We start from the raw sequence: 17009 nt of genomic DNA, 5'->3' as shown, positions 1-17009 counted from the left end.
AACGATTACGAAAATAATTTTCTAAGTTATGATATTCAGAAAAAATATATATAAAGCAGTAACACCACTCCTGTTGGGATTGCTGGTGTTTATGAACTCCTGCGGTGATGTTTTCGACCTCAATGAACTGCCACAGGACCTGGTTAGTGCAGATCAGGTATTTGAGAATGAGGCTTTTGCTGAAGCACTCGCAGCAGACTTGTACGCACTGTTCCCCTTCACCAGTTTCTCTACTCCCGGAGGCGGACATAAATTTGCCGGTCCCCTGGGACATCATGATCTGGGTACTCAGCGGGGCGGTAGCTTTTCTGGTTGCCGTACCCACGGAGGGATGAATCTAAATACAGATTGCGAAGGTCTCTGGGATTATGAATATATCAGGGAATTGAATTTCTTTATAGAAAATATCCGGGCATCTGCACTTTCCGAAGCCTTTAAAAGACAGATGGAAGGTGAGGTCAGGGTGTTGAGGGCAGCGACGTATTTCAAAATGCAAAAGCGCTATGGGGGCGTGCCCCTGGTTGATGTGGTACTTGACCCCTTTGAAGAGGTCCCGGAGGAATATCTGGCTAGAAGTACAGAAGAGGCATTAGCCGATTTTATAGACTCCGAACTGGAAGCAGCGGCCGGCCTCTTGACCGAAAATTCCGAACAAACCGGGCGGGTGAACCGCTGGACTGCCTATGCCTACAAGGCAAGGGCAAATCTTTGGTCAGCGTCAATTGCAAAGTTTGGAACTCTGGCAGATAATCAGCTAACGGGTATTCCATCATCCAGGGCCAATGAATTCTATGAAAAAGCCAGTGCTGCGGCCCGGCAGGTAATTAATTCGGGTAATTATTCCTTGCTTCAGGGTGCTGATCCTGTACAAACCTTTTTTAGCATTGGCGTGGAAGACTCAAATGCAGAAACCATTTTTGAGCGGATTTATAATGGTGTAGAAATTAACCATGCCTTCGCCCACCAGAATCAACCCACTCCCTATTCTGAAGGCCAGGGTTCGCAAATGAATCCTACCTTGGAACTTGTCAATCACTTTGAAAATTTGGATGGGACCTTTAGTACTCCTGAACTAGGTCCGGACAACTTGTATGCAGATGGGGATGGACCCTGGGCAAATAAAGATCCCAGATTGTATGCTACTGTCCTTTTTGAGGGGGATTTATATGCGGGTAACGTGGTCAATTTATATGAAGGTATAGACCCCACCGTTGGGGGAACCAACCCCGATGCGATTATTTCAGAAGTGGGAGTTTCGTATAATGGTAAACCTTCTGTTGGCAATGCCAGCAGGAGACAGGCCAATCAATTTTTCCCATCAACCGGATTTTTACTCAAAAAACTGGTCGCCGAAATTCCTTTTGTTCCCGATGACCGGGAAGCATACAATTGGAAAGAGTTGAGATTGGGTGAGATGTATTTAATTGTAGCGGAGAGCGAATTTGAACTCGGTAATATGGCTGATGCGGCCATGTACCTAAACTTCACCCGTGAGCGCGTTGGATTGAAACCCTTGAATGCAGGAACCATTACCCGGGATCGTGTGAGAATAGAAAGAACGAGTGAATTGATCTATGAGGGTCATCGTTGGGATGATCTCAGAAGATGGAGAACTGCTCAGGAAACCTTGAATGGCCAGATTGTGGGAGGAGTCCGGGTGATTTATCACGATGATTCCGGACAATATTATTTCCTTCCCATCCAAGGCGAAACGGTTCAGCGTTTGTTTCGGCCGGAGCATTATTATAATCCGATTACACTTGCCAGAATAGAAACAAACGGTGCGTTGGTGGAAAATCCGGGTTACTAAAGGATTGGTATCACTAATCCCAATTAAAAATGTAATATTTAATCATGATGAGAATGAAGGCTATAAAAATAAATCAAATATTCATTTTGGCATTGATGGCAGTCTATATTACCTCCATGTCAGCTTGTGAAGAAACCATAACAGATTTTGGTTTTGATGGTCAGATCAGTGGAATGATTGTGGATCAAAATGGAAATCCGGTCTCCGGGGATGCCTCAAATCCAGCTTTTACTGTATTCGTATTGGGAGAAGAAGATAGGGTTCCCCTTGAACTGAGAGTAAATGGTGATGGTACTTTTGCCAACCTGCATTTGTATCCGCAATCTTACGACGTTTGGATCGAAGGGCCTGTTGATGGTCCTGGTCCAGGTGAACTTGTGGTGGATCTGTCAGGAGCACCGGTAGAACAAGACATTGTAGTCACCCCATTTTTGGTAATTTCTCAACCCACAGTTAGCGTTTCTGGTAACCAACTTACAGTTAATTATGAGATAACTCCCAGCCAGGGTCATGAAACTGCAGAGCGGGTCGTGTTGGTGAGTACAGTTGCCAAGGTGGGAGTGGACACCGGTAATGGGCCCAGGTGGCAGACCAGAGAGGTAACTCTCGATAGTAATTCAGGAACAGCGACTGTAACGCTTGATACTGATCTGCTGAATATGTCACAGGAAAGAGGGGGTGGTAATTTACACATTCGGGTGGCAGCAAGGTCTGAACAAACATCTGATTGGAATCATAGCATTCCGATCGTTATCGAAGCTCCCTGATATTACAGTAAAGAGAGAATAAAGCCTGGTTTTATTCTCTCTTTATAATTGTACAAAAAGTCCTTGATGATATAACGTATTGATTGAAAAAGAGATGATATTGACTCAAATAATCAAATTGTTTCTAGAAAATGGGTGATTGGAGATGAAAAAGGAAGCAAATTCCTCTATGGATAAGAAATACAGTTATAATTGGATAGGAGAATGGAACGATGCAGGGAAATATGGGTCGCGCAATTATATAACCTAATGGAGCTTCTAAGGAATATTGAGATTGAAGGTCAGGTGAGAATGGGCTTAGGTTTAGAAAGGAATGGATTTCTCCAATTAACACCTGGTTAACTTCATTAACCTTTCCTTAAGAGGATTTAACTTTTTGTAGGTCCAACACCAATCTATTTTTCCCAAACTTTGGATTTTAAATTGATCCTGGCCGCCGGCAGAGGAGAGATTCTCCAAAAAAGTTTTGGGCAGAACAGGTAGCAACTATAAATAAATTATAAATTACCAACAATAAGAAAAACTAACGTAATCTTTAAATCTAAATAAATATTCTGTTCATGCAAAAAATAATTATATCAAGTTTCAGCTTTTTACTGCTATCTTTTTTTCTTTTCAAAACCTTTACCAACATTGAAAAGGTAAATGTGAATGATAAAGCTATCCTCAATAACATTTCATTCAATGCCAATATACCGGCAGATACTACGGTAGTAGAAATCAAAACCGAAGGGATTGAACTGAGTTATTCTGTCCCTGAGATCAAGGCTAAAGCGGGTGATATCTTGCGCATTCAGTATATCAATGAAAGCGATATGAACCACAATATTGTATTGGTTAAAAGGGAAGAGGATATCCGTCCGGTGGGGGTTGCCGCTTTGCAGGCTATAGCGAATGACTGGATTCCCGAAAAAGAAATGGACCGTATTATCGCCTACAGTGCTTTGGCTCATGCAGGCGATACCGTATCGTTTTCTTTTAAGGTGCCGCCACCTGGTATATACCCCTACATCTGCACCTATTCCGCGCATTGGACGCAAATGCAAGGCAGGTTGATTTCAGCGGAATAAATTACTGTAATCTGTATGATTAATACTGAATCGATAAAGAATTAAAACCAATAAATATTTAAATTATGGCATCTGTAAGATCTTCAATTTTCACCAAAGAGGCTTACCTGCTTCCTGCATTATTTGTTTTTCTTTTGGGCCTTTTGGGTTCAACATTTTGTAGTAGGGCACAGGGCAGTGATAAGAAAATTCAGTTCAGAACACACATTATCGACGATTCTCTTATAGGAGGCTCGTTTTCGAATACCGGAGTGGCAGATATGGATGGGGATGGTAAGCTGGAATATATCATGAGTTCCCGCGGGACAAAAAAGATCTATGTCTATAAGTTTCATGAGCCAGGATATTGGTCCAGGTATATTGTGGGTGAAAATCCTCCAACAGATGCGGGAGGAGCCATACTTGACGTAGATAGTGATGGACTGCCCGACTACCTGGTAGGAGGAGCATGGTACAGGAATTCAGGAGACCTCAATACTCCTTTCGAGCAAATTGTGTTCGACGAAGAAATTACCGACGGCTCTATCCACGATCAAATTGTAGCTGATATCAATGGTGATGGCCGTTTAGATGTGATAACCATGTCGGATAAACACAATCTTCGCTGGTATGGTATTCCCAGCAACCCAAGAGATCCGTGGGTAAGGCATGACATTGGGGCGGCCGTTCATGGCGGGGTAGCTCCAAAAGGATTTGGCGACCTGGATGGCGATGGTGATATTGATGTTGTTCGTACAGATGTCTGGTTCGAAAATGTTGATGGGGAAGGCACCGAATGGCAGCAACACGATCTGGGACCTTTTATGCCGCTTCCGGATGGTGAGCCCAGCTGGGCGGCCAATGCTGCCAGATCATGGGTGGCTGATATCAACCAGGATGGCAGGCCTGATGTGGTGCAAACCGTTGAAGAGATGCGTGGAGGAAGAGTTTGGTGGATGGAAAATCTCGGCCCCGATGAGGAGGGTACCATTCAGTGGCACCGACACGAGATTGCCGGTGCAGATAGGATCCTTGGCGGTATGCATTCTTTGGGTGTTGCAGACTTCACCGGAGATGGCAGACCGGATGTGATTTCGGCAGAGCAAGACTGGCAGCGTGCTCGCCCAGGTGCCAATGGAGAGGAACATCCCCGCTATTTTCTGTGGGAAAATCTTGGCGTGGGCCCATCCTGGTCCAATAATCCTGTTGTAGAGTGGAAAGAGCATGTAATAGCGGATGTCAATCTGGGTGGGCACGAGATAATTTTCGGCGATGTAACGGGTAACGGCATGCTTGATATTGTAGGAAAGCCCTGGAGTCCTTCAGATAATAATGCGCTTGGTGGTAAAGCTTATGTCCTATTCCTGGAAAATAAATCTGTTCTTGATTAGCATGTACCGATCTTTCCCATCTGTGTTTTTGCTCCTTCAAATTCAAATAAATGCTTAAAATAAAACTATTTTAATCGTTAAACTAATAAGATCTCTACAGGCCAAATGAAAAATTTAATAGGACAATTACGTTTAACCCCAGCTTTGATTGCAATCACAGGCATTTGTCTAGCTATTCCCCTTCAGGCCCAGTTTCAACCTTCAGACAATATGAATCCAATGGATCATGGACCATTTGTAACCACTACAATTGCGCATGATCCGCTGACGACAAGTAGCATTTTCGTGAACAAGGGAATCGCAGTCAAGGTAGGCACTGATCCTCAGGCCGTGATGACTTTTGATACGGATTTGTTGCGGGTCGCCAGTGCCTGGACGGGTGGGTTTCTCCATTGGTATCTCGGACGAGATGGATTGGAGGATTGGCCCAGCCCTGATGGGATCACCCATTTCGAAACAGGTAAAACCCCGGGATGGTCACTTGATGGAAATTTTAAAGACCCCAGGACATGGCCCTATGGACCGATTCCAAAAAAGCAAGCGCATTATAAGGGGCTTTATATCAATGGCGATAAGGTTCTTTTTTCCTATTCGGTTGGTAATAGCGATGTTCTCGAATTACCTGGTTTCGAGCTGGTTGACGGTCATCCTGTATTTACCAGGACCCTTAATCTGAGTTCCACTGAGGAAACGATCTCCCTGCGGGTACTACAGGTACCGGAAAATGCAGCAATGGAGATCGTTTCGGTCTCCGATTCAAAGGAGCATATCACCTTAAAGGTAGGCAACAATACCCGTGTCGTAGGCCTGCAAGGAGATTTTGATGTTAAACCAACATGGAGGGTAGCCAACCGTCACCTTATTCTGGATCTTCCCGTTTTACAACAAGCCATAAAATTCAAACTTGCTATCGGCCCTGTTCTTTCGGGCCCCGGATCGACATACATGGCCTCCTTCCTGGATCAGGCCGGGAGTGTATCCGATTTGTCCGATTTTAAATCCCCCGGGCCTGATCAGTGGGAACCCGTACAAACGGAAGCACTGATGGGAGTGGAGGAAGGACCATTTCAGGTAGATGAACTCACCATACCCTCAGAAAACCCCTGGAAATCTTTTATTCGTTTGATGGATGTTGACTTTCTTTCCGATGGGCGTGCTGTCGTGGTTTCACTGAGTGGAGATGTATGGTTGGTTGATGGAATAGGGGAGGATTTAGGCACATTAGCATGGCACCGGTTTGCCACTGGCTTGTTTCAGCCCAGCGGGGTAAAGATTGTGGATGACCAGATTTACGTGATTGGTCGCGATCAGATTACCCGGTTAAATGACACAAATAATGATGGTTTTGCAGATTTTTATGAGAATTTTAATAATGAGCTGATGGCTTCCACCAATTTTCATGCATTCACCTTGAATCTGGAAACCGATGCACAGGGGAATTTCTATTTTGCCAAATCCACACCCTGGCCACCTTATCTCAGGGGGGAAGGGCCTTCGCATGACGCAGAAATAACCCCACATCATGGCGTGCTTTTTAAATTATCTCCGGACGGCGAGGAGCTTGAAATTATCGCAAGGGGTCTTCGAAATCCCAACGGCATGGACCTAAGTCCGGACGGAGAAATCGTTTACGCAGACAATGAAGGAAATTGGGTGCCTGCCAGCAAAGTTCACCGGATTAAGCAGGGAGGATTTCATGGCTTTATTCCTTCGGCCCATCAAAAAGATATGCCAAAGGAATTTGAGCCGCCAATAATATGGACACCTCATTATATGGACAATTCTCCCGCTAAACCGATGTTTATTACCAGCGATAAGTGGCCCGAAGAACTCCGTGACGATTTACTACTGGCTTCTTATGGCCGTGGTAACCTTTCCCTGATCTTAAAAGAGGAAGTGGATGGTATTTGGCAGGGAGCTCATATTAACTTACCCTTACTCTTCAAATCCGGTCTCGAACGTGGCCGCTTTCACAAAGATGGGCACCTGTATTTAGTTGGAATGACCAGTTGGCAGTCGATAGGAAAAGATTGGGGCTCTTTTCATCGGGTTAGATATACAGGAGAGCCCTTGAATGTGCCCGTATCTGTTCATACCAAAGCAGGTGGAATAGAACTACGCTTTGCCAAGAATCTGGATGCTCAGAATGCAACAAATACCGGGAATTATCAGGTGCAAAAATGGACCTATCCCTGGACAAGTCAATATGGTACTCGTGGAAAGCAATATTCTGTAGACAATCCCGGAGAAGCCAAACCCGACCAGGTACAAGTTGAAGTTGTTCGCTTATCCGATGATGGGAAATCAGTATTTATTGAAATCCCCGCTTTGAAACCGGGGGCAGTAAATACCTCGCTAGGTACCCTTGATGCGTTGCCCGATATGATTGAGGCTTCATTGGGAATGGTCCTGTCAGTAAGTTATCAGATCACTACTACAGATGGGGAGGAGTTAAATCATATGATCCACAAAACCATACACCGGGTACCTGCAGAGTAAATAACGGGATTTTCATAGCGGATAAGCTCAGATAAATTCAATTCATTCAGGCTTTATGAAATCAGCAAATATATTTATCAGTGGACTATTGGTCTTTTTATCGTTGGGATTCAGCTATGAATCAATTCGCCTTTATTTTGACCAAAGTGATAAAGAGATTACTGACTACATCAAAAGTCAAGTTATTAAAAAATTAGGGAAAAGTTTAATCAATGAAAATAAGTGAAAAGAATTTAAAGTAAAATACGATAAACCCAAAAACCATGAATAAACTAACTTTAGAAATAGTTTTAATATTTACACTTTTGACCAGTCCGAATATATTGTTTGCACAGTCAAATGTCTCTGTAGATGGAGAGCTTAAGAAATGGCATCCGGTAACGGTCACTTTTGAAGGTCCGGAGGCGAGCGAAACGGATGAATACAACCCTTTTAGTGGCTATAGGTTAAATGTGACCTTCAGGCATGAAAGCGGAAGGATTGCCCTGCTCGTACCCGGGTACTTTGCCGCTGACGGAAATGCAGCTGAAACCAGTGCGACTTCCGGAAACAAGTGGAGGGTGCATTTTACCCCGCCTACTACCGGCCAATGGACCTACACCGCATCTTTCAGAATGGGAGAAAACATTGCAGTGAATACCAGTTCAAGTGCAGGAGAACCCCTTTCCTTCAATGGGGCTAGCGGAACATTCACCATTGCCGACACGGACAAAAGCGGGCCGGACCACCGGGCAAAAGGAATGCTCAGGTATGTTGGAGAGCATTACCTGAGATTCGACAACGGAGATTGGTTTATGAAAGGGGGAGCTGATGCTCCGGAAACGTTACTGGGATATGCTGATTTTGATGGTACCTATACCCATTCCGGGCTTACAAAAGATTATGGCGACAATTTGATTTGGGGAAGTACCCAACACAAAGATGGTCGGGGGGCCACGCCATTGAAAAAGTATGAAGCGCATATTCAGGATTGGAAAAAAGGAGATCCTACATGGAAAGACAATAAAGGTAAGGGGCTCATTGGTGCCCTGAATTACCTGCATTCCAAGGGAATGAATGCCCTTTCATTTTTGACTTTGTCGGCAGGTGGAGATGGAAAAAATATCTGGCCCTGGATCAGCCACACCGAAGTGGATCGGTATGATGTTTCCAAATTAGCCCAATGGGAAATGGTCTTTACCCATGGAGATCACCTGGGCATGTTCCTTCACTTTAAAACCCATGAAAACGAAAATGACCAGTTGCTAAATGGCGGGAAACTGGGTCCGGAAAGAAAGCTTTATTACAGGGAATTGATTGCCAGATTTGCCCACCACCATGCGCTGAACTGGAATCTGGGAGAGGAACACGATCTTTGGGAAGAATTGAATGACCCGGATCAGTTGAATGCCAAGTCAGATGCCGGGTATATTCATAGCCTGGACCCCTACGATCACCCTGTAGTTTCACATACCTTCCCGGGCCAGTATCAGCAGGCCTATACGCCTTTATTGGGATTTGAATATTTTGAAGGTCCTTCTATTCAAACGAACAGCATGCGTCCCTGGCATAATTTTGACGTGATCTCCTATTGGGTCAATGCCTCCCGTCGTGCTGGCAGACGGTGGAATGTGTCGATGGACGAAGCAGGAACCGGAGGACTTGGTGTGACTACTGATGACTACGATGATAACTATAATCAGGATGAGGCCAGAGCCACCTATTGGGCCACTATTGCTGCAGGAGGTGATGGGGTAGAGTGGTATTTTGGCTATTCCGAAGAGCAAAATGACCTGAACATGGAAGACTGGAGGAGCAGGGATGCCTTGTGGGACTATACCCGGCATGCCATGAATTTTTACAAAGACAACAATATTCCCTTTTGGGAAATGGAAAACGCTAATAATTTAACCCGAAGTGAAAAGGATTTTGTCTTTACGCAGAATGGAGAGTTATATGTTATATATCTGCCCGCAGGAGGTGGGTCGGCCCTTAATTTACAAGGAAATAGTGGGACCTACACGGTAGACTGGTTCAACCCGAGGACTGGTGGGAATCTCCAAAAGGGAAAGGAAATGATAATCGAAGAAACCTATTCCCGTGAACCGGCTTCGGTGCTTTCCGCACTGCCTAATATCAAAAAGCCAAGGATACAGGGAGGTAATGTCACGGAGGTCACCGGTCCCGGATGGGTTAACCTGGGCATTCCGCCAGAAGACGTGAAGGAAGATTGGGTGATTTTGGTACGAAAGAAGTAAACCATTGGAATTGTAAAATTTCATAAAACTCCCTGGTAGCAAAGGGAAAACGTTAAAATTATTCTATTGAAATTCCATATACCTTTAAAATAAATAGTATGAAACCTTCACATTATTGCACAATTGCGCTAATTATCGCTTGTTTGACTGGGTTTTTGGCCACACAATCGATCGCACAAAATACGGTTGTTACCATCCGGGGGGAGGCCTTTTATGTCAACGGCAAACCCACCTATGAGGGCAGGACCTGGAAAGGGCACAAGGTAGAGGGGCTGCTTATGAACTCACGCATGGTGCAGGGAATTTTCGATGATTTGAATCCTGAAACCAGGAAATTGTTTGGGTATCCGGATACGGGTGAATGGGATCCGGATAGAAATACAAATGAGTTTATGGAGGGAATGGAAGAATGGAAGAAGTATGGGTTGAATTCGTTTACCCTCAATATGCAGGGAGGTAGCCCGATAGGGTATGGAAATAAAGATTGGTACAATTCTTCCTTCTTTGCCGACGGTCGGTTAAGACCGGAATATATGGACCGGTTAAAGTTGGTCCTGGACAAGGCTGACGAATTGGAGATGGTGGTCATGTTGGGTATTTTCTACTTTGGACAGGATCAAAACCTCGAAGATGAACAAGCGGTGATCAATGCAGTAGAAAATTCAGTCAACTGGATATTGCGGGAAGGTTACAGAAATGTGTTGATAGAAGTCAACAATGAATGTAATGTCAATGCCTATGTGCATGAAATTCTGATGCCAGACCGCGTTCATGAGCTCATTGAGCTGGTTAAGGGCATGGAGTACAATGGCAATCGGCTATTGGTAAGCACGAGTTACGGTGGAAATACAGTTCCAAAACCCAATGTAGTTAAATCTTCCGACTACATTTTGATTCATGGCAATGGCGTAAACACCCCGGAAAAAATGGAGACACTGATAAAAAATACCAGGAAGGTGGAAGGGTACCGCCCCATGCCGGTAGTGGTGAACGAAGATGACCACTACGATTTTGACAAAGAAAGAAACAATTTTACTGTGGCCGTTGAAAACTATGTTTCCTGGGGGTTTTTTGACTACAGAAGGGATGGGGAATCATTTGAAGAAGGTTACCAGAGCGTTCCTGTCGACTGGGGGATTAATTCAGACCGGAAACAAGGTTTTTTCGACCTGGTAAAAGAAATTACCGGAGACAAATATTAGAATAGTTGATAAACATGTTTTTGTAAAAAACGAAATGATATAAAGATGGATCCTGTGATTACAAATTCATTTTTGGCTACCCTCCTTCTGTTTTCATCATATCTGGCCGGTTTCAATGGTGAAATTACGAGACAGCATGCCCTTTATGCATCCATTGGATACAAAAAGGTAAAGGAGAAGCAGCGTCCGGCCTTTCATTTAGAAAATGACTATCCTATGAATTTGGTGATTCAGGAACCTGCGCAGTGGGATTTGGACGTAGAAGGGTTTTCGCCTGCGTATTTCGACAAAGTCCGGAAAGCCATTGCCGTGAATACCGTGGAACAGCCTACAGACCAATGGTCCGCCGCTACTTCCGTTTTTGCACTGCCTTCCGGCACTTACAATATCCGTTTTATCTCTCTTTTGGAGTCGGATGGTGAGTGTAGCTATAGGTTAAAAATTGGAGGCAAAAAGGTGATGGATTTTCAGAATCCCCGGATTTACGGAAAAGAAATTGAGGAGTATGTACCACACCAGGAAGTAGCAGACGGCATTGTCATTGAAAAAGGAACTGAGGTCAGGGTGGAATTTTTGCCCCATTCCAATGGCCTGGTACCCGAAGGTGAAGGTTTTGGTTTTGCCCGGGCCAGGTGGAAAAGTAACATTGAATTTGTCCCGACGGAGGAGGAATGAAAACATTAATAGAAATATAAAAAATATAATAAATCAATTTTATGAAAACGTATCGATTAGCAATAGTTCCCGGTGATGGCATCGGCCATGAGATTATACCCGCCGCACTTAAAGTTTTGGAGGCCGCTGCCAAAAAATTTGATTTTAACCTGGATTACACTTTTTTTGACTGGGGAGCAGGAAGGTATCTCAAAGAGGGTGCATTTATGCCGGAGGATGGACTGGACACCTTAAAAGCATTTGATGCTGTTTTTTTTGGGGCCGTTGGCCTCACAGAGGTGGATGATACTTTACCGGCAAAGTTGTACACTTTTAAAGTGAGAACTGCATTTCAACAATATGTAAACTTCAGACCGGTCAAACTTTTTAAGGGATTGGAGAGTCCGTTGAGAAATAAAACTTCCAAAGAGATTGATTTTGTTGTCATCAGGGAAAACAATGAGGGGGAATTTGTACAGTCAGGAGCTTTTTTTAGACCTGAAAGCCCGGAAGGGTTGGCTACGGATACCAGTATCTTTACCCGCAAGGGGATCGAGCGGGTAGCCCATTTTGCCTTTAAACTGGCCCAAAAAAGAAGAAAAAAGGTTACCAATGTCACCAAATCAAATACCCTGATACATAGCCTGAAATATTGGGATGCTGTGATCAGTGAGGTAGGGGAGCAATACCCGGATGTAAAGTTGGAAAAAATGTACATCGACAATGCCAGCGCCAATTTTATTTTACACCCGGAGTATTTCGACGTCATCCTTACCACAAATCTGTTTGGGGATATTCTCAGTGACCTTGGCGGAGGCATAATGGGAAGTCTGGGCCTTGGTGGCAGTGGCAATATCAACCCTGAGAAGAATTTCCCGTCCATGTTTGAACCCATTCATGGTTCGGCACCAGATATTGCAGGCAAAGGTATCGCCAACCCGGTAGGTACCATTTGGTCCGGTGCCATCTTGCTGGAACACCTTGGTGAGACAGCTGCAGCAGGCCAAATAGTGGATGCTATTGAAACTGTATTTCAGCAGGGCGTAAAAACCATAGATCTTGGAGGTACTGCCAGGACAGAGGAATTTGCAGCCGGCGTAATTAAAGCCCTGAATGCATAAACATGGATTGGATAGACCTTACACAGACCATAACTGCTTCCATGCCCGGGGTTCAGATCAGGGAAGCCAAAAATCTGGAGAAGGATGGCTGGAATGCGGTAAATATTGACATATATAGCCATTCAGGGACCCATATGGATGCGCCTATACATTTTGGTGTTGATGGCCCTACCATTGATCTAATGCCATTGAGCAGATTGATCTGTAAGGCCTCCATTTTGGATTTGACAGGAATTCAGCCTTCTTCTGAAGTTCGCATTGAAGATTTAGGTAAGTTAAAAAACACTTTGAAGGCTGGAGACGGAATCATCATTAAAACCGGTTGGAGCAAATTTTCAGTTTCTGATCCCCACAAATACAGGGATCAATTGCCACGGATCAGCGAAAATCTGGCCAGATGGCTGGTGGAGAAAGGCTTGAATATGTTAGCCGTAGAACCGCCCTCCGTTGCCAATGTTAATGATTTGGAGGAGGTGACGCTGATCCACCGCATCCTGTTTTCAGGCCAGGTCATTATCGTGGAAGGGATTTGCAATTTAGATAAAATAAAAGCAGAAAAAGTGGAATTAATGGCATTGCCACTAAAAATAGGGGCTGGTGATGGTGCTCCAGCCAGGGTTTTGGCAAGACCATTGAAAAATACGTAACGCATGACGGAAAGCAACAATCCCATGGACAGACCTTATGAAAAGGAGATAAGGAAGCTGTTTTATGAGCAGCATTTGACATTGGTAATTGTGGATGACGACCCTACCGGTACGCAGACAGCGAATGATGTACCGGTGTTGGGTCATTGGACAGAAGCTGCTTTTATTGATGAATTCAAAAATAAAACACCATTGTTTTTCGTATTGGCCAACACCAGGAGCCTGCCCAAGGCAAAGGCCACTGAAAGGGCGAAGGAAATAGGGCAAAATTTGCAAAAAGCTGCTGAGAAAATGGCTCGCCGCTTTATGGTTATCAGCAGAAGTGATTCTACCCTTAGGGGTTATTATCCATCGGAGGTAGAGGCCTTAAGTCAGGGTGCAGGTTTGGGCAATTTGCCAACCCTGCTGATCCCCGCTTTTTTTGAAGGGGGAAGGATCACCGAGGACAATGTGCATTACATTGTGGAAGAGGGTAAGAAGATACCGGTTTCGGAAACGGTTTTTGCTAGGGATAAGAGTTTCGGCTTTAGCCATTCGGACCTGACCAAATGGGTGGAGGAAAAAACAGCCGGAAGAATTAAACATGAAGCGGTAAAATCCCTGTCTATACCAGACATAGCACAAGGGGAAGAGGTGATTTTTGAAAGATTGAATGCGCTCCGTGCGCAAGATGTGATGGTGGTCAATAATACTACCTACAAGGAACTGGAAAAAACCTGCCTGGTCCTTCACAAATTGATAGAAAAAGGCAATGGATTTAATTTCAGGACGGCCGCTTCCTTTGTTTCCGCATTTTCGGGCATGGGACCTTTGGCCTGGGTACCGCGTAAAAATGCTTCCCCATTGGGTGGTTTGGTCATTGTAGGTTCATACGTGAAAAAATCCACCTCTCAGCTTGAAGTGCTGTTGAAAAAAGAGGGGCTCAAAGCCATTCCCCTCTCGGTGGAGAACATTATTTACGCTGAAATTACAAATGAAAGCTTTCTGAAAGAAATACTGGAAAATGTTGAAAGTTGTATGGCTTCCGGAACCCATGCTGTGGTGTACACTTCCCGAAATCTGGTATCGGGAGCCAACCCGGAAGAAAGCCTGGCTATCGGTGAAAAGATAACTGATTTTTTGGTCAGTTTGGTCAACGAAATCAAAACCCAACCAGCATTTTTTATAGCCAAAGGAGGCATTACTTCCAACGACATTGCAGTGAAGGGATTAAAAATGAAAAAAGCCAGGGTGCTGGGCCAGATTATTCCGGGAGTGCCAGTATGGGAGATGGGCGATGAAACCAGGTTCCCTGGAATGCCTTATGTGGTTTACCCTGGTAATGTAGGAGATGCCGATAGTCTTGCCCACGTATTTGAATTGTTCACTGTCAACACCAACAAAAAATGAAAAAATTGAAAGGGGTGATAGTTGGTGCCGGATATTTCAGTCAGTTTCATGGGGATGCCTGGTCCAGGCTGGAGAAGGTTGAACTAACGGCAATATGTGACAAGGACATTCAAAAGGCCAGGTTATATGCAAAAAACTTCGGGATTCCGGGTGTATATGCAGATTTGGAAACCATGCTGGACAAGGAAAAGCCCGATTTTATTGATATTGTGACGCCTCCGGTAACCCATAAAACCATTATAGAAATCGCATTATCCAAAGGAATTCATATCATTTGTCAGAAACCCCTGGCAGATACCTTCAAGGAGGCAAAGGAAATCAAAAAGCTGGTAAAAGCAGCAGGAGTCCGGTTTATGGTTCACGAAAACTGGCGGTTTCAGCCCTGGTACAGGGAAATTAAGTCTCAGATAAATGACGGGAAAATCGGGAAAAAAATATTCCAATATACCTTTAAAATGAGGCTGGGGGACGGCTGGGGCGAGAATGCTTACCTGGATCGCCAGCCCTATTTCAGAACCATGCCCAGATTGCTGATCCACGAGACGGGCGTTCACTTCGTCGACACCTTTCGTTTTCTTGAAGGAGAAGTGACGGAGGTTTTTGCCAACCTGAAAACCCTGAATCCCAGCATTCAGGGAGAAGATACCGGCGTTGTTTTCTTCCGATTTAAATCAGGTTGTACAGCACTCTTTGATGCCAACAGATACAATGAGCCCCTGCACCAGAATGCAAGGTTCACATTTGGAGAAATGCTGGTAGAAGGGGATCAGGGAAGTATCATCCTGCATACAAACGGAGAAATATCCATCAAACCATTAGGAATGCCGGTAAATAAGCTGCCCTTTAAGCCTACGGAAGCCGGCTTTTCCGGGGATAGTGTTTATGCCTGCCAGGAACATTTTATCAATGGGATAATCGATGATTCCCCTTTTGAAACCAGGATTGAGGATTATATCAAGACTTTGAAAGTAGTAGAAGCCATATACCAGTCAAACCGAACCAAAACTAATTTTCAGATAAGTCAGATAAAATGAGTACAATTCGGTAATTTAGTATTTCGTATACTGTATACTAAAAACATCTGTTACTTATCAAAACCTTACTAAAATGCTGAAAAACGATGAATTGGGCATTCAGGCCTACAGGGAGCTTCGAAAAATGATCATCAATGGAAAGCTGGTCCCAGGGCAAAAGATCATTCAGGAGAAGCTTGCTGCACAAATGGGCATCAGCAGGACTCCGCTTCGTGTAGCCTTACACATGCTCGAAGCAGAAAACCTGATAGAACCGAAAAACAAGACCGGATTTAAAGTAAAAACCATTGATAACAAGGAAATCCTGGAAATATTTGACTGCCGTATAGCACTCGAATCTACCGCGGCGGGAATTCTGGCCGAAAACATAAGCCCCGCAGATGCACAAAAGCTATCCCGTTTTTTTCAGCCTTACCAAAACAAAAAATCAGGTGAATATGAGAGTTACAAAAAAACCGATACTCAATTCCATGATTTTGTAGTCGAAAAATGCAGGAACAGGTATTTGTACAAGCTATTTAAGCAAGGTAACCTGATTACTTATATTGAACGAATCGGTTTGATCCGTCCACCGGAACACACCCTTCAGGATCATCTCGATATCATTGCCGCGATACTGAACCACGATCGCGAAGCTGCAGAAAAGGCCATGAAATCCCATTTGATCAAATCCAGAGAGGTGATCGAACAAAAATTGAAAGAGGAGTTGGCGCAATAAACACTGATGTCGAAATCCCACCAAAATTTCAGGAGTTTGGTGGATTTAGTATCTATTAACAATAAACCCAAGATAAACGTGCCGAATTTACACCGAAAACCCATCATTCCCAGCCGGTATTTTATGGTCGCGGGGACATTTCTCTTATCCATGCTGGTCTACGTAGGGTCTGCTTAGAAAATAAAAAAGTGACGTTTTAGCGGTTTTTAGAGGTTTTTTTCACAAATTAAGGGTGTATAAGTGCAAGTAACTATGCGAAAGACCACCAAAAGGCGTGCACCACGCAGCGAATATACCAGCCCAAACCAGCTTTCTCTTTCAGGATTTGAGACACCATTCTATAACCAACTGGCCCCATCCAACCGTTGGGTGGTACTCAGTAAGCAGATTCCCTGGGATGATCTGGTCAACATGTATAGCAAACGAAACCCGCCTAAAGCAACCGGAAGGCCTGCCCTGAATCCAAGAGTCTTGATCGGAGCAGTGATCAT

At 44.3% G+C, this 17009-nt stretch carries 13 protein-coding genes and 1 pseudogene; all 14 read left to right on the top strand.

The genetic code is table 11. The features are described from left to right. Positions 1 to 28: 28 nt before the first annotated feature. Positions 29 to 1810, top strand: coding sequence for a RagB/SusD family nutrient uptake outer membrane protein (locus BUB19_RS21290; protein WP_073097601.1), 1782 nt, complete (start codon positions 29 to 31; stop codon positions 1808 to 1810). 53 nt (positions 1811 to 1863) lie between these two features. Beyond that, on the top strand, positions 1864 to 2577 hold the full coding sequence (locus BUB19_RS21285) for a DUF3823 domain-containing protein (protein WP_073097600.1): 714 nt from the start codon (positions 1864 to 1866) through the stop codon (positions 2575 to 2577). A gap of 560 nt (positions 2578 to 3137) precedes the next feature. Continuing rightward, on the top strand, positions 3138 to 3647 hold the full coding sequence (locus tag BUB19_RS21280; RefSeq protein WP_073097598.1) for a plastocyanin/azurin family copper-binding protein: 510 nt from the start codon (positions 3138 to 3140) through the stop codon (positions 3645 to 3647). 65 nt (positions 3648 to 3712) lie between these two features. Continuing rightward, positions 3713 to 5017, top strand: a complete 1305-nt coding sequence (locus tag BUB19_RS21275; RefSeq protein WP_073097597.1) for an FG-GAP repeat domain-containing protein — start codon at positions 3713 to 3715, stop codon at positions 5015 to 5017. A gap of 210 nt (positions 5018 to 5227) precedes the next feature. Further along, complete coding sequence (locus BUB19_RS21270; RefSeq protein WP_143156125.1) at positions 5228 to 7516, top strand: DUF6797 domain-containing protein; 2289 nt, start codon at positions 5228 to 5230, stop codon at positions 7514 to 7516. A 263-nt stretch (positions 7517 to 7779) separates the two neighbouring features. Beyond that, entirely contained in the window at positions 7780 to 9753 is a 1974-nt protein-coding gene (locus BUB19_RS21265) for a DUF5060 domain-containing protein (protein WP_073097593.1), read from the top strand. A gap of 98 nt (positions 9754 to 9851) precedes the next feature. Further along, positions 9852 to 10955 (top strand): alpha-amylase family protein, encoded by a 1104-nt coding sequence (locus BUB19_RS21260; RefSeq protein WP_073097592.1) that lies wholly within the window; start codon positions 9852 to 9854, stop codon positions 10953 to 10955. A gap of 54 nt (positions 10956 to 11009) precedes the next feature. After that, on the top strand, positions 11010 to 11630 hold the full coding sequence (locus tag BUB19_RS21255; RefSeq protein ID WP_178371544.1) for a hypothetical protein: 621 nt from the start codon (positions 11010 to 11012) through the stop codon (positions 11628 to 11630). A 41-nt stretch (positions 11631 to 11671) separates the two neighbouring features. After that, positions 11672 to 12730, top strand: a complete 1059-nt coding sequence (locus BUB19_RS21250; protein ID WP_073097588.1) for an isocitrate/isopropylmalate dehydrogenase family protein — start codon at positions 11672 to 11674, stop codon at positions 12728 to 12730. A 2-nt stretch (positions 12731 to 12732) separates the two neighbouring features. Next, complete coding sequence (locus tag BUB19_RS21245; protein WP_073097586.1) at positions 12733 to 13377, top strand: cyclase family protein; 645 nt, start codon at positions 12733 to 12735, stop codon at positions 13375 to 13377. A 3-nt stretch (positions 13378 to 13380) separates the two neighbouring features. Then, entirely contained in the window at positions 13381 to 14766 is a 1386-nt protein-coding gene (locus BUB19_RS21240; RefSeq protein ID WP_073097584.1) for a four-carbon acid sugar kinase family protein, read from the top strand. Continuing rightward, positions 14763 to 15800, top strand: coding sequence for a Gfo/Idh/MocA family protein (locus BUB19_RS21235; protein WP_073097582.1), 1038 nt, complete (start codon positions 14763 to 14765; stop codon positions 15798 to 15800). The genes BUB19_RS21240 and BUB19_RS21235 overlap by 4 nt, the downstream gene beginning before the upstream one ends. A 73-nt stretch (positions 15801 to 15873) precedes the next feature. Then, positions 15874 to 16518 (top strand): GntR family transcriptional regulator, encoded by a 645-nt coding sequence (locus BUB19_RS21230; RefSeq protein WP_073097581.1) that lies wholly within the window; start codon positions 15874 to 15876, stop codon positions 16516 to 16518. Between the two features lie 252 nt (positions 16519 to 16770). After that, positions 16771 to 17009 (top strand): annotated as a pseudogene (locus BUB19_RS21225) (IS5 family transposase); the annotation flags it as partial.

Source organism: Cyclobacterium lianum (genome assembly GCF_900143075.1).
In the GTDB taxonomy this organism is placed as follows: domain Bacteria; phylum Bacteroidota; class Bacteroidia; order Cytophagales; family Cyclobacteriaceae; genus Cyclobacterium; species Cyclobacterium lianum.
The sequence above is the reverse complement of the archived record's forward strand: the minus strand, read 5'-3'. Positions and strand labels throughout refer to the sequence as shown.